The organism is Tsukamurella sp. USMM236, assembly GCF_037148755.1.
In the GTDB taxonomy this organism is placed as follows: Bacteria; Actinomycetota; Actinomycetes; order Mycobacteriales; family Mycobacteriaceae; genus Tsukamurella.
Genome location: NZ_JBBCSS010000007.1, coordinates 60,420 through 82,152, shown reverse-complemented (window position 1 = coordinate 82,152; position 21,733 = coordinate 60,420). Strand labels below are relative to the sequence as shown.

Here is a 21,733-nt window from a genome sequence, read left to right as displayed (position 1 = left end):
CGGGGATCAGTGCTCGGCGCGGCCCTGCACGGCGGAGGAGCCGAGGTCGCTCTTCTCCAACGGGCGTCCCGCCGCGACCGCGTCGATCCACGCGTCGGTGTCGGCGACCGCCGCCCAGTTCGAGTGGAGCAGCACCATGAGCGTCTCGTGGACCTGCTGCGCCGAGGCGCTGCCGGCGGCGTTCGCGAGGTGGATCGCGCCGGTGGCGTCCGAGAGCACCTCGACGGCGAGGCCCTCGGGTTCCGCCCCGGCGGCGCTGGCCAGGACGCAGTTGTTCGTCATGTAGCCGACGAGGGTCAGCGTGTCGATGGCGTTCTTGCGCAGCCACTCCGGCAGGCCCTCGGAGGTGAGCACGCTCGAGCGCTGCTTCACGACGTGCGCGGCCACCGCGTCGCTGCGGGCGGCGACGTCCGGGTGCAGGCGGGTCTCCTCGGCGCCCTCCGCGAAGACGGGTGAACCCGCGGGCCAGACGTGCGCGACGGTCACCACGGGAACGCCCGCGTCGCGCGCGGCGTCCATCGCGGTGAGGACCCGCTTGAGCGATTCGTCGCGAGGCGGGTACGCCACGGCGAGCGGGCGGTCCGCGTCGAAGTACTCGTTCTGCACGTCGATGACGATGAGGGCGCGGCGGGGTGCGGTCATGGGATCTGCTCCTGTCCATGGGAATCGGATGCGTGGGCGGGTGGTGCTGTTCCGCTCGGATTCCATACTCGCGCCCTGCCGCGGGGTAGTGTGAGTGGCAGAATTACTCATCTTCGATGGATTCAGGACAACCGCCGGTGCAGATCGCAGTCCACGCCTTCGACGGCATCTCGATGTTCCACCTGTCCACGCCCCTCATCGCCTTCGGCGAGGTGGGGCGCCTGGGACTCGCCTCCGACTGGGACGCCGGCATCTGGAGCACGGGCGGAGGCCCCGTCCGCGGGCTCGACGGCGTCACCATCGCCACCGCGGACCGGGCGGCGGCCCACGCGGCCGACCTCCTCGTCTTCCCCTCCTGGCCGACCGATCTGCCGGAGCCCTCCACGGACCTGCTCGAGGAGATCCGCACAGCGCACGCCCGCGGCGCGATGATCGCCGGCCTCTGCCTCGGCGCCTTCCCGGTCGTCGCCTCGGGCATCCTCGACGGCCGCACCGCGACCACCCACTGGGCCTCGGAGACCGAGCTCGCGCAGCGGTATCCGGCGGTCACGGTGCGGGCGGAGGGCCTCTACGTGGACCACGGCGACGTCCTCACCTCGGCCGGTACCGCCTCGGCGCTGGACGCGTGCCTGCACGTGGTGCGGACGAGGCTCGGATCGACGGCGGCGACGGCGCTGGCCCGGTACCTGGTGATCGCGCCGCACCGGGACGGCGACCAGGCGCAGTACATCGACCGCCCCGTGCCCGCCGCGGGTGAGGGACCCATCGGGATCGCGACGACCTGGGCGCTGGCGAACCTCGACGCCCCGCTCACGGTCGACGATCTCGCGGCGCGGGTGAACATGAGCCCGCGGAACTTCGCGCGCAGGTTCCAGGAGAGTGTGGGTGTGAGCCCCGCGAAGTGGGTACTCAGCCGTCGCCTCGACGAGTCGCGGCGCCTGCTCGAGAACACCGCCTGGAGCATCGACCGGATCGCCCGGGCCAGCGGCTTCGCCAGCACGGTGACCTTCCGGCAGAACTTCGTCCGGCGTTACTCGACCACGCCGACGTCCTACCGCCACCGGTTCACCGAGTCGCACTGAGCGGGCCTGCCGACGTCCGGAACCGTGCATCACCACGGCCGGGTGTGGCACTCTGGATTCATGCGACGCCGCTCGGGCGAGGAGGGATCCTCGCGATCCGTCCCAGCGGTAACCGCTGGGGGCACCGCACAGTCACACCCTGCGTCCCACGCCGGCGCGTGCGCTGCGCGCACCACACGGCGCTCCGGGACCTTGTTCCAGGTCACCCGAGCGGCGTTCGCATCCCGGGCATGACGGGCGTCGAGCTCTCGCGGCGTCTGCCGCGCGCGTGGCGGTACGCGATCGCCGACCGCGTCGAGTTCTTCACTGCGGCGCAGTGGACCGAGGAGTTCGTCGCCGCGGCCGTCGCGGACCTCGTGCCCGTCGATCACGCGGTGCCCGTCGCGCGGACGCTCCTGGCAGAGCATCCGGCGCCGCCGCTCAGCATCGTCGACGACCTCCCCGTCGCGGCGGACCGCAACGCACTCCTCTCGGCGCTCGAGGCGCACCGCACCGTCCAGCTGCTCGAATCGAAGGGGTCCGGAACTCCTCCAGGGATCGCTCTGCCCGACGTCGCGTCGATCGCCCGCATGCTGGACCTGACCATCCCGGAGCTCGAGTGGTTCGCCGATCATGGGCAATGGCTCCGGCACGCGGGTCGGCCGCTGCGGCACTATCGGGTTCGGCGGATCGCCAAGCCCGCCGGGGGAGTCCGTGTGATCGAGGCGCCCAAGCCGCGACTCGCCGAGGCCCAGCGCCGGATCCTCCGCCGCGTCCTCGACGACGCCGGCGCCCATCCCGCGGCCCGCGGCTTCCGGCCCGGCGGATCGGTCCTCGCCTACGCCGCCCCGCACGTCGGCACGCGGTCCGTCGTCCGGCTCGACCTCCGCGACTGCTTCCCGACGGTGACCGCTCCCCGCGTCCGGGCCGCCTTCCGCCGCCTCGGTCACCCGGCGCCGGTGGCAGCGGTCCTCGCGGACCTGTGCACCGTCGCCACGCCCGGCGACGAGCTCCGCGGCCTCGACCCGTGGCAGGCGGCGGCGCTGCGCGGCCGGCATCTGCCGCAGGGCGCGCCCACCTCGCCCGCGCTGGTGAACCTCGTGCTCCGGCGACTGGACGCCCGACTGACCGGACTCGCGCGGTCGCAGGGCGCGCGGTACACCCGATACGGCGACGACCTCGCCTTCTCCGGCGCACTGGATTCGTCGCTGATCGCCGGGGTGGTGCCGAAGATCGTGGCGTCGGAGGGGCTCTCGGTGAACCCGCGGAAGACCCGGATCATGCGCGCCGGCGCCCGGCAGGAGCTCGCCGGCGTGGTTGTCAACGCGCGTGCCCAGATCCCGCGGGGCGAGTACGACGATCTCCGCGCCCTGCTGCACAACGCGGCAAGGTTCGGCGCCGCGAGCCAGAACCGCGACGGCCATGCCGACTTCCGCGCCCACGTCTACGGCCGGATCGCCTGGGTCGCACAGGGGAACGAGCACAGGCGCGAGCGCCTCCTGAACCTGGCCGCGCGCGTGCACTGGTGACATCGACCGGGGCGTAGCGTGGATGACCGTGTTCACCATCGGCTTCGACCTCGACCTCACGCTGATCGACTCACGGCAGCGCATCCTCACCGCGGCGCAGCGCGCCTTCGCGGACCTCGGTCATGCGGTGGACGACGAGGTGCTCCTGCCGCACATGGGCGTCCCCATCGACGACGTCGCGCGCGAGGTGGTTCCGGGGATCGATGCGGACCGGTTCCTGCGGCGCTACCGGCAGCACTACGACACGGATTCGACGACGCCGGTCCCCGTTCTGCCGGGCGCGGAGGAACTCCTCGCGGCGATCCGGGCGGCGGGCGGTGCGTCGGTCGTCGTGTCCGCGAAGCAGCAGGCCGCCGCGGAGCGCGCCGTCGCAGACGCGGGCCTCGACGTCAGCGCCGTCGTGGGCGGGCACTTCGGGGAGCAGAAGGGGGAGGCGCTGCGCCGATTCGGGAACGTCCGCGCCTACCTCGGTGATCACGTGGAGGACGCGGCGGCGGCGCGGTCGGCCGGGTGCCCGTTCATCGGCGTCACCACCGGCGAGTTCGACGACGACGCGCTTCTGCGGGCCGGGGCGGCGCGCACCGTCGGCCATCTGGCCGAGGTCGTCGCGCTGCTGCCCGACTACGCGGCCACCTGAAAACGTCCGAGAACTGGACATTCGCCCCAGGGTTTGATATTGCATAACCTATGGGGCAGACAATCGGGGGAGCATCGGACACCGTATATCCGATGAAGGCGCGGAAGATCGAGTGGAACACCTACGGGGACTCGCTGGCTCGCCGTTTGGTGACGCTGCGCAAGTCGCGCGGGCTGTCGCAGGAGAAGCTCGCCGAGTCGGCGGGGCTGCATCGGAATCAGATCTCGAACATCGAGCGCAACGTGAGCTCGAACGACGGGGTCTCGGACCCGCACATGTCCACGGTCTACCGGCTGGCGGCGGCGCTGGACGTGCCGCCGGCTCTCCTGATGCCGGATCTCGACCGTCGGGTCGCGAGCCGTTCGCCGGAACAGGCGTCGGGCAAGGCGATCGCGGCGGTCGAGGCGACGCTGCGGTCAGCCCTCGACGAGGGCTGACCGTCGAGGGGCTACTTGGCCTTCGCGGAGCCGCAAGTGCGGTAGGCGTCGGCGACGGCGCGCTGCACGTTCGCCTGCTCGCCGGCCAGGCTCATGGCCGAGCCGGTGCCGCGGAAGGCGAGGGCGGCAACGCGGAGCTGGCGGGTCAGCCCGTCCGAGGCGGCGATGTCCGCGAACTCCTGCGGGCCGCCGGCGGCCTCCTCGAGGCGCTTGGCCAGGCCGGGGGACGAACGGTCGATCGCGGCCCGCAGCTGGCCGACCGTGCACGAGGTGCCGGGCACTGCGCGCGCCGACGCGGCGTTCGGCTTGGGCGCGGGCTTCGGCGTCGGAGCGGCGGCGGCGAGCGGCGCGCCGGCCAGGGCGATCGCGCCGAGGACGGCGGCAGTGGCGGCGGTGCGGCGGAAGGTCATGCGGGTGGTGCCTTTCGGTGGCGGCGTTCGGAGGTGAAGGGTCAGTACTTGTCGCAGGTCGCGATGACCTTGGCGATCTTCGCGTCGATGTCGGTGCGGTTGGCCTTGTAGTAGGCGGCCGCGGCCGGGTTGTCCTTGGTCAGCCGGTCGATGATCGCCTGGCGATCCTCGGGCTTGGCGGTGAGGAGTTCGGTCGCCTGGTCGCGGCCGCCCGGGGTGGCGTCCATGACCGCGATCGCCTCGGGAGCGATGACCTGGGTGGCGCGTTCGACCTGCGCGACGGTGCACTTGGTGCCGGGGACCTTGTCGGTCGGAGCGGCGGATGCGACGGCGGGGACCACGGCGAGGGCTCCGGCGAGGGCTGCGACCGCGGCGGCGATGCGGATCCGGTTCATGACTGTCTCCTGTTCGGGGCGGTGACGACTGCCCCGCGAGACTACCGGTTCGCCGGGGGCCGCGAAAGCACGGCGAGGGGCAAAACCAACCCGGTGGGGTCCGACCGAAACCCGGGTAGGTGCTGTGATTGGCGGCCGCATCGACGGCGTGGATGACGGTGCTGACCTGGTTTTTCACCGGTCTGGTCCGGCGTCGGCAGGTGGCCTTCGGCCCGTGCGGTAATCGCAACGAATCAGTGGGGCTTCACGCACACGAAGATCGCCGTACCGGGGAACATCTCGCCGCGCAGGGGACTCCACTGGCCCCACTCCCGGGTGAAGCCCTCGGGCCACTCCGGCTCGATCACGTCCACCACCTGCAGGCCCGCGCCGACGATCTCCCGGATCCGGTCGCCCATCGTCCGGTGGTGTTCGACGTACGTGGGGAGGCCGGCGTCGTCCGTCTCGACGTACGGCGACCGGTCGAAGTAGGACAGGGTCGCGACGAGGCCGTCCGGCCCCGGATCGTCGAGGAACATCCAGCGCATCGGGTGGTTCACGGAGAAGACGAAGCGGCCGCCGGGGCGCAGCACGCGGTGCGCCTCCGTCATCACCCGTGCGGAGTCGGCGACGAAGGGGATCGCGCCGAAGGCCGAGCAGACGACGTCGGCGGCACCGTCGGCGACGGGGAGATTCTCGGCCCCGGCTTGGACCAGGAGGGGATTGCCGCCGCGCACGTGCGGCATCCCGCGCCGGAGCATGCCGGCCGAGATGTCGATCCCGACCACCGTCGCGCCCTGCGCGGCGAGCCATCGGGCGCACGGGGCGCTGCCGCAGCCGATCTCCACCGCCACGGTCCCGGGCCCGACGGTGCCGAGCAGCCCGGCGTCGGACTCGCGCACGCCCTCGGGGCACCAGACGAACTCGCCGTCGGCGGCGTCCACGCCCAGGAAGGCGGCGTGCTCAGCGTGGTAGGCCTCGGCGTCCGAGTCCCACCAGGAACGGTTCGTGGCCTCGGAACCGGCACTGTCGCGGCGCATGTCCGGTTTGGGGCGGTGAGACACGGGAGTGAACCTCTCGGCGGCGGGTGCGGCGAGGGCGGTTTGCCCAGGTTGCGCGCGGTGGAGTAGCCTAGTCCACGCGTGTGCCCATGCGTGCGCGATCTCGACCAAACTACTAGCACCCTGTCCGGAGCAACTTACCCAATGCCCACCACCACCGTTACGTCCCCGCAGGTCGCCGTCAACGACATCGGCACCGCGGAGGATTTCCTCGCCGCGATCGACGCCACGATCAAGTACTTCAACGATGGCGACATCGTCGAGGGCACCATCGTCAAGGTCGACCGTGACGAGGTCCTGCTCGACATCGGTTACAAGACCGAGGGCGTCATCCCCTCCCGCGAGCTGAGCATCAAGCACGACGTCGACCCGTCCGAGGTCGTCAACGTCGGCGATGCCGTCGAGGCTCTCGTCCTCACCAAGGAGGACAAGGAAGGCCGCCTGATCCTGTCCAAGAAGCGTGCGCAGTACGAGCGCGCCTGGGGCACGATCGAGGAGCTCAAGGAGAAGGACGAGGCCGTCAAGGGCACCGTCATCGAGGTGGTCAAGGGTGGTCTCATCCTGGACATCGGCCTCCGCGGCTTCCTCCCGGCCTCGCTGGTCGAGATGCGTCGTGTGCGCGACCTCCAGCCGTACATCGGCAAGGAGATCGAGGCGAAGATCATCGAGCTCGACAAGAACCGCAACAACGTGGTCCTGTCGCGTCGTGCGTGGCTCGAGCAGACCCAGTCCGAGGTCCGCAGCGAGTTCCTGCACCAGCTCCAGAAGGGCCAGGTCCGCAAGGGCGTCGTGTCCTCCATCGTCAACTTCGGTGCCTTCGTGGACCTGGGCGGCGTCGACGGCCTCGTCCACGTCTCCGAGCTCTCCTGGAAGCACATCGATCACCCGTCCGAGGTGGTCACCGTGGGCGACGAGGTCACCGTCGAGGTCCTCGACGTCGACCTGGACCGCGAGCGCGTCTCGCTGTCGCTCAAGGCGACCCAGGAGGATCCGTGGCGTCAGTTCGCCCGGACCCACGCCATCGGCCAGATCGTGCCCGGCAAGGTCACCAAGCTCGTCCCGTTCGGCGCCTTCGTCCGCGTCGAGGAGGGCATCGAGGGCCTCGTCCACATCTCGGAGCTGGCCGAGCGCCACGTCGAGGTCCCGGACCAGGTCGTCTCGGTCGGCGACGACGCCATGGTGCGCGTCATCGACATCGACCTCGAGCGTCGTCGTATCTCGCTGAGCCTCAAGCAGGCCAACGAGGACTACGCGGAGGAGTTCGACCCGTCGAAGTACGGCATGGCCGACAGCTACGACGAGAACGGCGAGTACATCTTCCCCGAGGGCTTCGACCCCGAGACCAACGAGTGGCTCGAGGGCTTCGACAAGCAGCGCGAGGAGTGGGAGGGTCGCTACGCCGAGGCGGAGCGTCGCCACAAGATGCACACCGCGCAGATGGAGAAGTTCGCGGCCGACGAGGCCGCCGAGGCCGCTGCCGGTGGTCCGGCCGCGGGTGGCGCGAACTACTCGAGCGAGTCGTCCTCGAACGACCGTGGTGGCAACGAGGCCCCGCAGAGCACCGGCGGTTCGCTGGCCAGCGATGCGCAGCTCGCTGCTCTCCGCGAGAAGCTGTCGGGCAACGCCTGATCCGCTTCACCGCATCGACGCTGAACGCCCCGCATCCTTCGCAGGATGCGGGGCGTTCCCCGTTTCCGGGCTCCTAATTGAGGCGGTCGCCGGTGTCCGGATGGAACAGGTGCACCGCGGGCTCGATCTGGGCGAGCCGCACGCCGTCGCCGATCCGGGCCGCCGTGCGCCGCGGGCACCGCGCCACCAGCGTGACGGGCGCGCCGTCGACGCCGGCCACGCCGGGATCCTCCACACTCGCGTAGACGAAGGTGTCGCTCCCGAGGTCCTCCATGATCGCGACGGTTCCGGCCACGCCCGCGTCCGGTCCCGCGAGACCGAGGCTCTCGGGGCGGATGCCGACGGTCACGCGGTCCAGGCCGGAGGTGCGGAGCGCGGCCCGCGCCTCCGCATCCAGGTCGACGGTGCCGCCCGCAACGGTGATCGCCCCGTCCCGCACGGGCGCCGTGAAGAGGTTCATCGCCGGCGAGCCGATGAAGCCGGCCACGAAGGCGTTCTTGGGGCGGTCGTAGAGCTCGGCGGGCGTCGCGAACTGCTGGAGCACCCCGAACTTGAGCACGGCGACGCGGTCGCCCATCGTCATCGCCTCGACCTGGTCGTGCGTGACGTAGACGGTGGTCGTGCCCAGGCGGCGCTGGAGCGCGGCGATCTGCGTGCGGGTCTGCACCCGGAGCTTGGCGTCGAGGTTCGACAGCGGCTCGTCCATGCAGAAGACCTGCGGCTCACGGACGATCGCGCGGCCCATCGCGACGCGCTGGCGCTGGCCGCCGGAGAGGCGAGCCGGCTTGCGGTCGAGGTAGTCGGTCAGGTCGAGCAGCTTCGCGGCCTCGGCGACCTTCTGCTTGCGCTCGTCGAGCGGGACGCCGCGCATCTTCAGCGCGAAACCCATGTTCTCGCCGACAGTCTTGTTCGGGTACAGCGCGTAGTTCTGGAAGACCATCGCGATGTCGCGGTCCTTGGGCGCGACGCCCACCATGCTGCGGCCGCCGATGGAGATCGCGCCGGAGTCGATCTCCTCCAGGCCGGCGAGCATGCGCAGCGCGGTCGACTTGCCGGAGCCGGACGGCCCGACCAGGACGACGAACTCGCCGTCGGCGATGTCGAGGTCGAGGGAGTCGACGGCGAGGGTCTCGGCGCCGGGGTAGACGCAGCAGGCCTTGTCGTAGGTGATGGAAGCCATGGTTCCTCCTGGGGATCCGAGGGGGCGAGAGGTGGGGGCGGCTACTTGATGGCGCCGAAGGACAGGCCGCGGACCAGTTTGTTCTGGGCGATCCACCCGCAGATGACCACGGGGAGGGCGGCCAGCACGGAGGCGGCGGACAGCTTGGCCCAGAACAGGCCCTGCCCGGACATGAATCCGGTGAGGGCCACTGGCATGGTCTGGGCGTTGACCGCGGTGAGGTTCACCGCGAAGAAGAATTCGTTCCACGAGAAGATCACGCAGATCAGGGCGGTGGCCGCGATGCCGGGCGAGATGATCGGGAGGATCACCTCGCGCACCGAGGTCCAGAGGCCCGCGCCGTCCATCCCGGCGGCCTCGAGCAGTTCGCTCGGGACCTCGAGGAAGAAGGACCGCATCATCCACACGGCGATCGGCAGGTTCATCGCGGTGTAGAGGATGACCAGCGTCCAGATGTTGTCGAGCATCCCGATCCGGCCGACGATGACGTACAGCGGGATGATCGCAGCCACGATCGGCAGCATCTTCGTGCTGATGAAGAAGAACAGCGCGTCCTGCGTCTTGCGGACGGGCCGCAGCGAGAGGGCGAACGCTGCGGGCACGCCGAGCACCAGCACGAGGGTCGTCGAGATGACCGTCGCGAAGACGGAGTTGAGCAGTGGGACGCCGATGCCGGAGTCGAACACCGCCCTGAACTGGTCCAGGGTCGGCACGAAGAACAGGGTCGGCGGCCGCGTGGCCGCGTCGCTCTCCTGCTTGAACGCGGTGAGCACCATCCACAGCACGGGGAAGAAGAAGCCGATGGCGATGATCCAGGTGATCGCGGTGAGCGCGCCGCCCTTGGGATCGCGCCGCCGGCGGGGAACGATGGTCGTGGACATCAGGCTGCTTCCTCTCCGGCGCCGAAGCTCTTGAAGATCAGTCGGATCGCGAGCGTCGAGACGACGATCGTGCCGATCACGGTGACGACGCCCATGGCCGCGGCCTGGCCGATGTCGAAGCCGAGGAAGGCACGCTGATAGATGTAGAAGGGCAGGTTGGAGCTGGCGACGCCCGGGCCGCCCGAGGTCATCATGTAGACCGCGTCGAAGGTGTTCACCAGGTAGATGGCGCCCAGCACCGCGCCCAGCTCGATGAACCGCCGCAGGTGCGGCAGCGTCAGCTCGCGGAACAGCCGCACGCTGGTGGCGCCGTCGACCCGCGCGGCCTCCTGCACGTCCCGGGGCATGGACTGCAGGCCCGCGAGGATGAGCAGCATCATGAACGGCGTCCACTGCCAGACGAGTTCGGCGACGACGGAGGCGAGCGGGTACTCGCTGAGCCAGTCGACGTGGATGCCGAGCGGACCGAGCGCCCAGGCGAGTAGGCCGTTGGTGGGGGAGAGCAGGCTCGTCTTCCACAGCAGCGCCGCGGCGACCGGCGTGACCAGGAACGGCGTGATGAGCAGGGTGCGGACGACGCCGCGCCCCAGGAACTTCCGGTCCAGCAGCAGGGCCAGGATCAGGCCGAGGATCACCGACAGCACGACGGTGCCGACGATGAGCAGCACGGTGTTGAGCGTGACCGTCCAGAACTGGGTGTCTCGGAACACCTCGACGTAGTTGCCCAGCCAGTTGAACTTCCGCGACCCGGGCCGCACCAGGTTCCACGACTGGGTGGAGTAGTACAGCGTCACCAGGAACGGGATCTGCGTGACGATCACCATGAAGATCAGCGCGGGCAGCAGCGGCCCGCGGCGGCGCCACGCCTCGGCGCGGGTGATCCGGTCGCGCTTGGACCGCAACGGCGCCGCGGGACGTACCTCGGTCGTGGTCATCGTGCTGCTCCCGTCCGGTCCTGGCTGTCGCGGTAGCTCTTCCCGACGACCTCGGCGTACTTCTGCGACTGGGCCAGCGCGTCGTCGACGGAGATCTGGCCGGCGATGGCGGCGCTGATCTGCTGGCTCACGCGGGTGCCCAGGTCCTGGAACTCAGGGATCGCGAGGAACTGGATCCCGGTGTAGGGCACCGGCTCCAGGGTCGGGCGGGACTGGTCGGCGGCGAGCATGGAGTCGAGGGTCTGCTTCGCGAAGGTCGACGAGAGCTCCTTGTAGGCGGGCAGCTCGTAGGTCGACAGCCGGCTGCCCGGCGGGACGCGGCTCGGCCCGAGCTTGTCGGCGACCCCGGCGATGTACTGCTTGCTCGTCATCCAGGAGACGAACTTCCACGCGTCGCCGGCGCGCGTGCTCTTCGCCGGAATGCCGAGCGACCAGGTGTAGAGCCAGCCGTTGCCGGACTTGGCCATCTTCGGCGCGGGGAGGTACCCGACCTGCCCGGCGATCTTCGAGGTCTCGGGGCTCTCCAGCGAGGAGACGGCGGCCGTGGAGTCGTACCACATGGCGGCCTGCCCCTGCGCCAACAGGTTTCCGCATTCCTGGAAGCCGGTGGACGCGGCGCCGGCCTCGCCGTAGTTCCGCACGGTGTCGACGTAGAACCGCACCGCGTCGCGCATCTGCTGCGAGTCGAACTGCGGGTTCCACTGCTCGTCGAACCAGCGGCCGCCGAAGGCGTTGATCACGGTGTTCAGCGGCGCGAGCACCTCGCCCCAGCCGGGCTTGCCGCGCAGGCAGATCCCGGCCACGTCGCGCGAGTGCAGCTTGCGGGCCGCGTCGGCGACCTCGGGCCAGGTCGGCTCGGCGGGCAAGGTGATGCCCGCCTTCGCGAACATCTGCTTGTTGTACATGAGGAACGAGGACTCGCCGTAGAACGGCACTGAGTACATCCGGCCCTGGTACGAGAGCGCGTCGCGCAGCGTCGGGATGAAGTCGCCCGGGTCGTACGACGGGTCGCGGTCCATCAGCGAGGAGAGGTCCGTGAGCCAGCCGTTCTGGGCCCACATCCGGGTCTCGTAGTTGCTGATCATCACCACGTCGAACTCGCCCCCGCCGGTCGAGACGGAGGCGGTGATCTTGGCCCGCGCCTCGTTCTCCGAGAGCGTGACGAACTTGAGCTTCACGCCGGGGTTGGCGCGTTCGAACTCGGGGGCCAGGCCCACCGCGTCCGTCATCTGCGAGTTCGACACCATGGCCACGGTGACGGCGGAGCCGCCCCCGTCGGTGAAGACACCCGCGCCGGAGCAGCCGGCGAGCAGTGCCGTCGCGGCGGCGAGGCCACCGGCGGCCGCGGCGCGGCGTCGTGCGGATCTGCGGATCACGGTCATCCCTTCTGTTCTGCGAGCAGCCACTGCGCGGTGGGACGGTCCGTGACCAGGGTGGTCGCGAAGCCGCCGCGCAGGGCGCCCAGGATCGATTCCCGGCGGTGCTCGCCGCCGGAGGTGAGAATCGCTGTGGGGCAGCGCCGGATGTCCTCCAGCGGTACCGAGACGGTGCGGTCGACGAGCGAGGACGCGACGGGCGCACCGTCGAGCCCGTAGAAGCGGCCGCCGATCTCGCCGACGGCACCGAGCGCGTGCAGCTCGCCGAGGACCTCGGTGTCGATGTACGCGCCTTCGAAGAGGGTGGTCGAGGTGGAGACGGAACCGACGCCGAAGAGCATCACCTCGGCGGAGCGGGCGGCCGCGAGCGCCTGGGAGACGATGGAATCGCGCTCGAGCGCGCGCACCGTGTCGGGGTCGGCGAACAGCGGTGCAACGAGCCGGACCGGCCGCGCGCTGAGGCGTTCGGAGAAGCGGGCGAGGGCGTGGTCGACGCCGGTGTGGTACTCGACGGAGGTCATCGAGCCGTCCATCTGCACCACGCGGGCGCAGGCCGCCGCGCCGCCGAGCGCGTCCGCCACCGCCACCTGCTCGGGGCCCCAGGTGAAGCCGAAGGTGTCCGTGGGCTGCAGGCGGCGGGCGAGCAGGGAGGCGCCCGCCCGACCCAGCGCGGCGTCGCCCGACGGTGTCCCGTCGGCGTCCTCCGCGATGATCAGCGCCTCGGTGAGCCCGAAGGCGGCCTCCAGGTCGCGCTCGAGGTCGGGGTGGATGGAATCCGCGAGGTGCGCGGGGGCCGCGACGGTGACGGTGACCAATCCCTGTGCCCGGGCCCGGGCGACCAGGCGGCCGGCCGTGGGGCGGGAGACCCCCAGCCGCTCCGCGATCTGCGCCTGGGTGAGGCCCTCGAGGTGGTACATGGTGGCCGCGCGCACCAGCAGGCGCAGATCGTGGCCGGGTTCCCCGGGAGTGCGCTGCGGTGTTGTCACGCGATGCTCCGTCGATAGCGTGAGCAAATGCTCACTAGCGGTGATTCTGCTCACTACGCTAACATCGGTGATGTGACCCAGGCAACAGTTTCGAAGGAAATGCGCGCCAGCGTGCTGCACCCCGGGGGTCGGATGACCCTCGAGTCGAGGCCCGTCCCGACGCCCGACCCCGGCGGCGTGCTGGTCGAGGTCGCGGCCGTCGGCGTGTGCGGCTCCGACACCCACTACCTGCGCCACGGCCGCATCGGCGAGTTCGTGGTGACCGCCCCGATCGTGCTCGGGCACGAGGCGTCCGGGCGGATCGTGGCGGTCGGCGCGGGTGTGCCCGTGGAAAGGGTCGGCGAGCGCGTCTCCATCGAGCCGCAGCGGCCCGACCCGCTCAGTCCGGAGTCCCTCCGCGGCGAGTACAACCTCTGCCCGGCCATGCGGTTCTACGCCACGCCGCCGGTCGACGGCGCCCTCGCCGAGTACGTGACCATCGGATCGGCGTTCGCGCACGCCGTACCGGATTCGGTGTCCGACGAGGCGGCGGCGCTGTTCGAGCCGCTCTCCGTGGGGATCGCCGCGCTGCGCAAGGCGGCGGTCGGCCTCGGAGGATCTGTCCTCATCGCCGGCGCGGGTCCGATCGGCCTCCTCTGCGCGCAGGTCGCGCGCGCGTCCGGTCTCACCCGGATCGTGGTGACCGACCCCGATCCGGTGCGGCGCGCGGCCGCGGAGCGCTTCGGCGCCACGCGCGTCGTCGACCCCGGCGTGGACGGGGCCGCGGTGGGCGACGGCTTCGATGCCTTCGTCGACGCGTCCGGCGCGCCGCCCGCGATCCGCGCGGGCATCCCCGCCGTCCGCCCCGGCGGCCGGATCGTGCTGGTGGGCATGGGGGCCGACGATCTCGAGCTGCCCGTCTCGCTGATCCAGTCCAGGGAGCTCGTGCTCACCGGCGTCTTCCGCTACGCGAACACGTGGCCCACGGCCATCGCGCTGGCGGCCGAGGGGCGCGTCGACCTCGACGGCATGGTCACTGGGCGCTTCCCGCTCGAGCGCGCCGAGGACGCCCTCAACGCCGACCGGGAGCCGGGCAGCATCAAGGCCGTCGTCCATCCCGGCCGCGCCGGGACCGAACCGCACACCGAGGAGCTGTGATGACCGCACCGATCGACCTGAACCCGGCCGCCCTGCCCGCGATCACGGGCGCCTCCGTGCCGGCCTACGACCGCCCCGCGGTGCGGACCGGCATCGTCCACTTCGGCGTCGGCGGCTTCCATCGCGCCCACCAGGCCGTCTACGTCGACCGGCTGCTCGCGGCCGGCCCCGCCGCGGCGGACTGGGGCATCTGCGGCGTCGGGCTCCGGCCCGCCGACGCCGCGATGCGCGACGCCCTCGTGCCGCAGGGTGGGCTCTACACGCTCACCCTCAAACATCCCGACGGTGCCGTCGAGACCTCGGTCGTCGGGTCGATCGTCGACTACCTGTACGCCCCAGACGATCCCGAGTCGGTGATCGAGCGGCTCGCAGCGCCGGAGACGCGCATCGTCTCCCTCACCATCACCGAGGGCGGCTACAACTTCTCCGCGACCACCGGCGAATTCGACGCCGGGAACCCGGACGTCCGGCACGACCTGGAGCCCGGCGCGGCGCCCCGCACCGTCTTCGGATACGTCGTTGAGGCACTGCGGCGTCGGCGCGACCGCGGCGTCCCGGCCTTCACGGTCATGTCCTGCGACAACATCGAGGGCAACGGGCACGTCGCGCAGCGCACCTTCACCGCCTTCGCCCGCCTGGCCGATCCGGACCTCGCGGACTGGATCGCCGAGCACGTGCGCTTCCCCAATTCGATGGTGGACCGGATCACGCCCGCGACCCCCGACGGGCTGCGCGCCGAGGTCGCGGAGCGGGCGGGCGTCGACGACCGGTGGCCCGTGGTCGCCGAGCCCTACACCCAGTGGGTGCTCGAGGACGCCTTCGGCGCGGGCCGCCCGCGGTTCGAGGACGTCGGCGTGCAGGTGGTCGACGACGTCGCGCCCTACGAGCTCATGAAGCTGCGCCTGCTCAACGCGGGGCACCAGGCCCTCGGGCACTTCGCCCGCCTGCTGGGCTACGCGTACGTCCACGACGCCGCGGCCGACCCGGACGTGCGGGAGCTGCTCCGGCGGTACATGCAGGGCGAGGGGCGGCCCACGCTGCGTCCCGTGCCCGGCATCGACCTCGACGACTACATCGAGACCCTGCTCGAGCGGTTCTCCAACCCCGCGATCGCCGACACCGTCGCGCGGCTGTGCCAGGACGCCTCCGATCGCATCCCGAAATGGCTCGTGCCCGTGATCGTCTCGCGCCTCGACGCCGGCGGCGCGGCGCCCCTCGCTGCCGCCGTCGTCGCCGCGTGGACTCGCGGCTGCGAGGGTGTCGACGACGCCGGGGCGCCGATCGTGCAGGGCGACCGCGAGGCGGACGCCCTCACGGAGCGGGCCCTCCGGTCCAGGACCGAGCCGCTCGCCTTCGTGACCGCGCCGGACCTCTTCGGCGATCTCGCCGACCGCCCCGGATTCATGGAGCCCTACCTGGCGGCACTCACCGTATTGCGCGACGGGGGAGCGCGGGCCCTGCTGCGGGAGCTGCTCGCGCGCTAAGCGCCACGGACTTAGCGGCGGTCGAGCACCAGCGCGGCCGCCTCGCGGTAGCGCGCGTAGACCTCCGGCGTGGCTGCGGCCGTGCGCGATTCGGCGACCGGACGCTGCCACGTGGGCGCCGAACCGTCGCCCCGGAGCGCCCACGCCGCTTGCCGGGCGGCCCCGCGGGCGACGTACTCGCCGTCGGCGGGGAAGTCGACGGCGCGACCGAAGATCGCGGGCGCGATGTCGCGCACCGCGCCCGATCGGCCGCCGCCGCCGACCACCAGAATCCGCTCGACCGCCGTGCCCTGCTCGGCGATCGCGTCGAGGCAGAACTGGAGCGAGCAGAGCAGGCCCTCGACGGCGGCGCGCGCGATGTTCTCGCGGGTGAGGTTGGCGCCGGTCACCCCATGCAGCGATCCGGTGGCGTTCGGCAGGTTGGGGGAGCGCTCACCCGCGAAGAACGGGACCAGGACCAGGCCCTCCGCGCCGGGAGGCGCTGTCAGCGCGAGTCGCGCGAACTCCTCGAGGTCCGCTCCGAGCATCCGCGCGGTCGCCGCCAGAACGGGGGCGCCGTTGAGGGTGCAGACCAGCGGCAGCTGGTGCCCGGTGGCGTCGGCGAACCCGGCGACGATGCCCGACGGGTCGCGCGGCGCTGTCGCCGTCACGGCGCTGACCACGCCCGACGTCCCGAGGGAGACGATGCAGTCCCCGGGCCGGGCGTCGAGGCCGAGGGCGGCGCCGGCGTTGTCGCCCGCGCCCGCGCCGAGCGGGGTGCCCCGGCGGAGCGGGCCGTCGTCGGCGACGACGGGTGTCGACTCCGCGGGGCCGAGTACGCGGGGGAGTGCGGGCCGCCGCCCGCGCAGCGCGAGTTCGAGGAGGTCCGAGCGGTACTCGCCCGTCGCCGCGCTGAAGTAGCCGGTGCCGGAGGCGTCCGAGCGGTCCGTCGCGAGGGTGTCGAGCCCGCCCCCGCCGAGCCTCCACGTGAGCCAGTCGTGCGGGAGGCAGACCGCGGCCGTCGCGTCCGCGTGCGCCGGTTCCGCGTCGGCGAGCCAGCGGAGCTTCGCGGCGGTGACGGCGGCGACGGGGACCACGCCCACCGCGTCGGCCCACCGGTCCGGGCCGTCGAGGTCCGCGACGAGCTGCTCCGCCGCGGCGGCCGATCGGGTGTCGTTCCACAGCAGGGCGTCCCGCACCACGGCGCCGTCCCGGTCCAGGCACACCATGCCGTGCTGCTGCGCCCCGACCGAGGCGGCGGCGACGTCGTCGAGCCCGCCCGCCGCGCGGGCCGCGGCGGAGAACGCATCGAGCCACGCGGCGGGCGCGACTTCGGTGCCCGGCGGGTGCGGAGCGGAACCGGATCGGACGACCTCGCCCGAATCCGCATCGCACACGACGACCTTGCAGGACTGGGTGGACGAATCGATTCCGGCGACGAGGGGCACGGTGGCGATCCTCCCAGACCGCCCCGTCGTCCATGCACGTATCGCCATGGTGATCTTTGACAATGATTTTCATCAACGATTACACCTGTCCTCATGCCCAAGCACCTGCACCTCGCCGCGCCCCTCCTCGCCGCCGCCCTCCTGGCCGCCGGATGCGGCTCCGCCCAGCCGGATCCGGCACCGTCGTCGGCGAAGGCCTCCGGATCGGATGCCGACGCGCCCGGCGGCGCGACCGAACAGCGCCGCGCGGCGCCGCGGCTCGCCATCACCTACGAGGGCGGGGTGCAGGTCCTCGACGCCGCCACGTTCGAGCGTGTCGCGGACTTCCCCGGCGCGGGCTACCTCCGGGTGAACCCCGCCGGCGACGGCCGCCACGCCGTGCTCTCCGAGGGCGACGGCTTCCGCCTGCTGGACCTCGGCGCCTGGTCCGTTCCGCACGGCGACCACCAGCACTTCTACACCGCCGCGCCGCGGCGCACCGACATCACGATCCAGGCACCCGAGCCCGGCCACGTGGTCCGCCACGACGGCCGCACCGTGTTCTTCTCCGACGGCACCGGCGCCGTCACGTCGATCGCCTCGGACAAGGTGGGCGACCCCGACGCGCCCCGCGCGACCTACACCGCCCCGAAGCCGCACCACGGCGTCGCGGTCGAGCGGGCGGACGGCTCGATGCTCATCACGCTCGGCGACGAGAAGACCCGCACCGGCGTCGCGATCCTCGACAAGGACCGGAAGGAGATCGCGCGCAACGAGCAGTGCCCGGGCGTGCACGGCGAGGGCGCCGCCGAGGGCGGCGTCGTGCTCTTCGGCTGCGAGGACGGCGTGCTGGTGGTGCGCGGCAACGAGATCGTGAAGACCGCCGCCCCCACGCCCGGCTACGCGCGCACCGGCAACGTCGCCGCGACCGAGGCGCACGCCGTCGTCCTGGGCGACTACAAGGTGGACAAGGCCGCCAAGCCCGAGCGGCCCACTCGGGTCAGCCTCATCGACACCCGTACCGGCGCGGTGAAGCTCGTCGACCTGCCCGCCTCCTACAGCTTCCGCTCACTGGCGCGGGGCCAGTTCGGCGAGGCGCTCGTGCTCGGCACCGACGGCGTGCTCCGCGTCCTCGACCCGAACACCGGCGCCACCGTCCGCGAGGTCAAGGCCGCGGCGCCGTGGACCGAGGACCCGAACTGGCAGGAGCCGCGCCCGGCCGTCTTCACGATGGGATCCACCGCCTACGTCACCGACCCGTCGGCCAAGTCGATCGTCGCGATCGACGTCCCCACCGGCAAGGAGCTGCGCCGCGGCACCCTCGAGCACACGCCCGACGAGGTGTCGGGCGTCACCGGGGTCGGCACCACTCACTAGTCTGAGGGGCATGTTGCGGATCGGACTGACGGGCGGCATCGGCGCGGGCAAGTCGACGGTGGCGAAGGAACTCGCCGCCCTCGGTGCGGTGATCGTGGACGGCGACAAGATCGCCCGCGAGGTCGTCGAGCCCGGGACACCCGGGCTCGCCGCGCTCGTCGAGGCGTTCGGCGAGGGCATCCTCGCCGACGACGGCAGCCTCGACCGGCCCGCCCTCGCCGCGATCGCCTTCTCCGACGACGAGTCCCGCGCGAAGCTCAACGCGATCACCCACCCGTTGGTGGGCGCGCGGTCCGCGGAGCTGATCGAGGCGGCCGGCCCCGACGCCGTGATCGTGCAGGACATCCCGCTCCTCGTGGAGAACAAGGTGGCGCCGATGTTCCACCTCGTGATCATCGTCTGGGTCGACGCCGAGGAGCGGGTCCGCCGGCTCGTGGGCTCGCGCGGCATGGCCGAGGACGACGCCCGCGCCCGCATCGCCGCCCAGGCCACCGACGAGCAGCGTCGCGCCGTCGCCGACGTCTGGCTGGAGAACACCGGCACCGAGGACGCGACGCGCGCCGCCGTCCGGGCGCTGTGGGCGGACCGCATCGCCCCGTTCGCCGCGAACGTCGCCGCGCACCGTCCGGCCACCGGCGCCCCGCGGGTGGACGACCCCGCCTATGACGAGCGGCTCGTCGGGCGGCTCTGGGTCACCCTCGGTGCCGACGCCTCCGCCGTCACGGCCGACGGTGCCGAGGCGCTCGTCGTGCTCGCCGACGGCGTGACCGTCGACGCGGTCGCGGAGAAGCTCGCGACGGCGGGCTTCGCGCCCACCGGGCCGGGGGAGTTCGAGGGTTCCGACCCGGGCCGCGCGGTGACGGTGCGGGTCACGACTCAGGGCACCGCGTAGTAGTCCCGCACGTGCAGCGCGGCGAGCGGCGTCCAGCGCGGCGCCGGCCGGTCGTCGTCGGCGTCCGCCGCGGGCGCGGACAAACCGTAAGCCTGGATCGTCAGCGCGGTCACGGGCTCGTGGTCGACGAGCGTCGCGAGCGCGTACACCGCGGCGAGCACGTGCACGCACATCGTGCTGCGCGCCTTGCAGGAGCAGTCGGCGGCGTCGAGGACCGGCCCGGGCCGCAGCCCCCGGGCGATCAGCGCCGCGTGGATCGCGTCGTCGGGCTCGGTGCGGGAGCCCAGCTCCTCCCGCAGGGCCGTCGCGGTCGCCGGCGCCATCGCGGCGAACTCGAGGTGCGCCGCGGATGCGCTCGCGCCGCTGTGCACGAGCGCGGCGACCCGCCCACCGTCGAACTGCAGTGTGACGCCGCCGTTGCGGGCGAGCATCCGGGCCCGCGGGGCGTGCGTGTTCGGGGTGCTCGCGGTGGTCGGCTCGGCGATGCGGACGAGGTCGGCGCCCCAGGTGGTGAATCCGAAGGGGTTGGTGGCCATGTCAGTTCTCCCGGTTCCGGCGCAGGACGTCCATCAGGCGCTCGTCGTCGAGCGAAGCGAGTTCGGTCACGATCGATCCGTCGTCGGCGTGCACGCCGAGAAGTGCCTTGCGGCGGTGCATCTCGTCGATGTGCTCCTCGATCGTGGTCGCCGTCGTCAGGGTGGTCACCGTGACCGGGCGGCTCTGCCCGATGCGGTGGGCGCGGTCGGTGGCCTGCGCCTCGACCGCGGGGTTCCACCAGCGGTCGTAGTGCAGCACCTCACTCGCGCGGGTGAGGGTGAGGCCGGTGCCGCCCGCCCTGAGGCTCATGACCAGGACCTCCGGGCCGGTGCCCGCTTGGAAGGCGTCGGCGATCGCGGACCGCTCGGCGACCGGCATCCCGCCGTGGAAGAACGGGACCGCGCGGCCGAGGAGCGACGAGGCCGCCGCGGCGAGCAACTCGCCCGTGTCCCGGTACTGGGTGAACACGAGGGTCGGCCGGTGCGCGGCGACGTTCGCCTCGAGGATCTCCATCGCCACGTCGAGCTTGCCGGACCTGCCCGGCTCCCAGGAGGGCGCGGCACCGTCGGCCAGGCCCGGGTGGTTGCAGATCTGCTTGAGTGCGGTGAGCACCGCGAGCAGCCGGCCGTGCCGCTCCAGCCCGCTGCCGAAGCCGTCGTCCGCGGCCCGGGCAAGGCAGGCGTCGTAGCGGCGGGCCTGCTCGTCGGTGAGGTCGCACAGCACCGGGTTGTCGATCTTCGGCGGCAGCGCCCCGGCCGCCCGGTCCTTGGTGCGGGCCAGCATCACCGGCGCGACGGCCGCGCGCAGGCGGCGCAGCGCACCGTCGTCCCCGGACTCGACGGCCCTGGTGAACCGGCGGCGGAAGACCGCCTTCACCGGGAACATCCGCGGCGCGACCACGCGCAGGATCGCCCAGAGGTCGTCGAGCGAGTTCTCGATCGGCGTGCCGGTGAGAGCGATGCGGAAGTCCGCGTCGAGCTCGCGCGCGGCGCGGGAGACCTGGGTCCGCGGGTTCTTCAGCGCGTGCGCCTCGTCGAAGACGACGGCGGTCCACCGGGTCCGGCCGAGCTCCGCCGCCGAGAGGCGGAGCCGGGCGTAGGAGACGACGGTGACCTCGTCCTGGAGGGCCGGCGCGAACCGGGCGATCTCGCGCCGCCAGTTGGTGGCGAGGCTGGTGGGGCACACGACCAGGTGCGGGCCCGGGCCCAGTCGAGTGAGGGCGCCGATCGCCTGCAGCGTCTTGCCGAGACCCATCTCGTCGGCGAGCAGCGCCCCGCCGTGATCGTGCAGGGTGCGGAGCAGCCAGGCCACGCCGGCCGCCTGGTAGGGCCGCGGCTTCGCGTCGAGGACGCCGTCGAGGGACGCGGCCGTCGCGACGGTGTCGGCGAAGGCGGTGGTCGCGTAGGCGGCGGAGGTGACGGCGGTCCCCGTCGGGTCCGGCTCGGCATGGGCCGCGATCGGCAGCGGCGCCTCCTCGCCCCGGGTCCGATCGGACCAGGCGGTGAGCGAGGCGGACGGCCGCGCGGCGCCGGGCAGGGCCGTGACGGCGACGACGTCGCAGCGCACGTCCGCGACGGCGAGCGCACCGTCGACCGGAACGACGAGCGGGAGAACCGTGGCGCGGGCGGGGTCGTCGAGGTCGTGCGAGGACCAGAGGGCGAACTGGTGGAGGTCGGGGAGGTACGTGGCTTCGAGGCTCAGGGCGCGTCCTTCGCGGGATTCGAATAGAGTACGTTGTACGGAGTACTCGAACAGTGTACAC

Annotated in this window: 21 protein-coding genes; 9 read left to right on the top strand and 12 right to left on the bottom strand. The window is 72.1% G+C overall.

Features of this window, described 5'->3' with window-relative positions:
* Window positions 1–6 precede the first annotated feature (6 nt).
* A complete protein-coding gene (locus WFK95_RS20355) occupies window positions 7–642 on the bottom strand; it encodes an isochorismatase family protein (RefSeq protein WP_336671751.1) in 636 nt (211 codons plus the stop codon).
* A gap of 116 nt (window positions 643–758) precedes the next feature.
* On the opposite strand from WFK95_RS20355, the gene WFK95_RS20350 reads away from it, so the two are divergent.
* The 4 genes from WFK95_RS20350 to WFK95_RS20335 all read left to right on the top strand — a co-directional run bounded on the left by WFK95_RS20350 (window position 759) and on the right by WFK95_RS20335 (window position 4,306).
* The gene (locus WFK95_RS20350; RefSeq protein WP_224651799.1) at window positions 759–1,724 is read left to right on the top strand and encodes a GlxA family transcriptional regulator; all 966 of its coding nucleotides are present in this window, start codon (window positions 759–761) and stop codon (window positions 1,722–1,724) included.
* Window positions 1,725–1,954: 230 nt separating this feature from the next.
* Window positions 1,955–3,232 (top strand): reverse transcriptase family protein, encoded by a 1,278-nt coding sequence (locus WFK95_RS20345; protein ID WP_336671750.1) that lies wholly within the window; start codon window positions 1,955–1,957, stop codon window positions 3,230–3,232.
* Between the two features lie 28 nt (window positions 3,233–3,260).
* Window positions 3,261–3,869: an HAD family hydrolase gene (locus tag WFK95_RS20340; RefSeq protein WP_336671749.1), complete on the top strand. Its 609-nt coding sequence runs from the start codon at window positions 3,261–3,263 to the stop codon at window positions 3,867–3,869.
* 92 nt (window positions 3,870–3,961) lie between these two features.
* Window positions 3,962–4,306, top strand: coding sequence for a helix-turn-helix domain-containing protein (locus tag WFK95_RS20335; protein ID WP_336671748.1), 345 nt, complete (start codon window positions 3,962–3,964; stop codon window positions 4,304–4,306).
* A gap of 11 nt (window positions 4,307–4,317) precedes the next feature.
* On the opposite strand, the gene WFK95_RS20330 is transcribed toward WFK95_RS20335, so the two are convergent.
* The 3 genes from WFK95_RS20330 to WFK95_RS20320 form a co-directional block, all read right to left on the bottom strand.
* The gene (locus tag WFK95_RS20330) at window positions 4,318–4,716 is read right to left on the bottom strand and encodes a hemophore-related protein (RefSeq protein WP_336671747.1); all 399 of its coding nucleotides are present in this window, start codon (window positions 4,714–4,716) and stop codon (window positions 4,318–4,320) included.
* 41 nt (window positions 4,717–4,757) lie between these two features.
* Window positions 4,758–5,111, bottom strand: coding sequence for a hemophore-related protein (locus tag WFK95_RS20325; RefSeq protein ID WP_224651789.1), 354 nt, complete (start codon window positions 5,109–5,111; stop codon window positions 4,758–4,760).
* 233 nt (window positions 5,112–5,344) lie between these two features.
* Entirely contained in the window at window positions 5,345–6,130 is a 786-nt protein-coding gene (locus WFK95_RS20320) for a class I SAM-dependent methyltransferase (RefSeq protein ID WP_336671849.1), read from the bottom strand.
* Between the two features lie 165 nt (window positions 6,131–6,295).
* On the opposite strand from WFK95_RS20320, the gene rpsA reads away from it, so the two are divergent.
* Window positions 6,296–7,780 (top strand): 30S ribosomal protein S1, encoded by a 1,485-nt coding sequence (gene rpsA / locus WFK95_RS20315; RefSeq protein WP_259144692.1) that lies wholly within the window; start codon window positions 6,296–6,298, stop codon window positions 7,778–7,780.
* 73 nt (window positions 7,781–7,853) lie between these two features.
* Here the strand turns inward: rpsA and WFK95_RS20310 are convergent, their stop codons facing one another.
* From WFK95_RS20310 to WFK95_RS20290, 5 genes are read right to left on the bottom strand one after another with little or no spacing between them, the layout of a single operon-like run.
* The gene (locus WFK95_RS20310) at window positions 7,854–8,960 is read right to left on the bottom strand and encodes an ABC transporter ATP-binding protein (protein ID WP_336671746.1); all 1,107 of its coding nucleotides are present in this window, start codon (window positions 8,958–8,960) and stop codon (window positions 7,854–7,856) included.
* A gap of 41 nt (window positions 8,961–9,001) precedes the next feature.
* The gene (locus tag WFK95_RS20305; protein ID WP_336671745.1) at window positions 9,002–9,841 is read right to left on the bottom strand and encodes a carbohydrate ABC transporter permease; all 840 of its coding nucleotides are present in this window, start codon (window positions 9,839–9,841) and stop codon (window positions 9,002–9,004) included.
* A complete protein-coding gene (locus WFK95_RS20300; protein WP_336671744.1) occupies window positions 9,841–10,776 on the bottom strand; it encodes a carbohydrate ABC transporter permease in 936 nt (311 codons plus the stop codon). The genes WFK95_RS20305 and WFK95_RS20300 overlap by 1 nt, the downstream gene beginning before the upstream one ends.
* Window positions 10,773–12,158 (bottom strand): ABC transporter substrate-binding protein, encoded by a 1,386-nt coding sequence (locus WFK95_RS20295; protein ID WP_336671743.1) that lies wholly within the window; start codon window positions 12,156–12,158, stop codon window positions 10,773–10,775. The genes WFK95_RS20300 and WFK95_RS20295 overlap by 4 nt, the downstream gene beginning before the upstream one ends.
* Window positions 12,155–13,138: a sugar-binding transcriptional regulator gene (locus tag WFK95_RS20290; protein ID WP_336671742.1), complete on the bottom strand. Its 984-nt coding sequence runs from the start codon at window positions 13,136–13,138 to the stop codon at window positions 12,155–12,157. The genes WFK95_RS20295 and WFK95_RS20290 overlap by 4 nt, the downstream gene beginning before the upstream one ends.
* A gap of 99 nt (window positions 13,139–13,237) precedes the next feature.
* Here WFK95_RS20290 and WFK95_RS20285 point away from each other — a divergent pair, with 99 nt between their 5' ends.
* On the top strand, window positions 13,238–14,275 hold the full coding sequence (locus WFK95_RS20285) for an NAD(P)-dependent alcohol dehydrogenase (RefSeq protein ID WP_336671741.1): 1,038 nt from the start codon (window positions 13,238–13,240) through the stop codon (window positions 14,273–14,275).
* Complete coding sequence (locus WFK95_RS20280) at window positions 14,275–15,759, top strand: mannitol dehydrogenase family protein (RefSeq protein WP_336671740.1); 1,485 nt, start codon at window positions 14,275–14,277, stop codon at window positions 15,757–15,759. Before WFK95_RS20285 ends, WFK95_RS20280 begins: the two co-directional genes overlap by 1 nt.
* Before the next feature lie 11 nt (window positions 15,760–15,770).
* Here the strand turns inward: WFK95_RS20280 and WFK95_RS20275 are convergent, their stop codons facing one another.
* Window positions 15,771–17,186 carry an FGGY family carbohydrate kinase gene (locus tag WFK95_RS20275; RefSeq protein ID WP_336671739.1) on the bottom strand — a complete coding sequence of 472 codons (1,416 nt, stop codon included), beginning with the start codon at window positions 17,184–17,186 and terminating at the stop codon, window positions 15,771–15,773.
* A gap of 93 nt (window positions 17,187–17,279) precedes the next feature.
* Between WFK95_RS20275 and WFK95_RS20270 the strand changes: the two genes are divergently transcribed.
* Entirely contained in the window at window positions 17,280–18,542 is a 1,263-nt protein-coding gene (locus WFK95_RS20270; RefSeq protein ID WP_336671738.1) for a hypothetical protein, read from the top strand.
* A gap of 10 nt (window positions 18,543–18,552) precedes the next feature.
* Window positions 18,553–19,434 (top strand): dephospho-CoA kinase, encoded by an 882-nt coding sequence (gene coaE, locus WFK95_RS20265; RefSeq protein WP_336671737.1) that lies wholly within the window; start codon window positions 18,553–18,555, stop codon window positions 19,432–19,434.
* Here coaE and WFK95_RS20260 read toward each other — a convergent pair.
* Complete coding sequence (locus WFK95_RS20260) at window positions 19,419–19,970, bottom strand: SWIM zinc finger family protein (RefSeq protein ID WP_336671736.1); 552 nt, start codon at window positions 19,968–19,970, stop codon at window positions 19,419–19,421. The genes coaE and WFK95_RS20260 overlap by 16 nt on opposite strands.
* Window position 19,971: 1 nt before the next feature.
* A complete protein-coding gene (locus tag WFK95_RS20255) occupies window positions 19,972–21,537 on the bottom strand; it encodes a DEAD/DEAH box helicase (RefSeq protein WP_336671735.1) in 1,566 nt (521 codons plus the stop codon).
* Window positions 21,538–21,733: the final 196 nt, after the last annotated feature.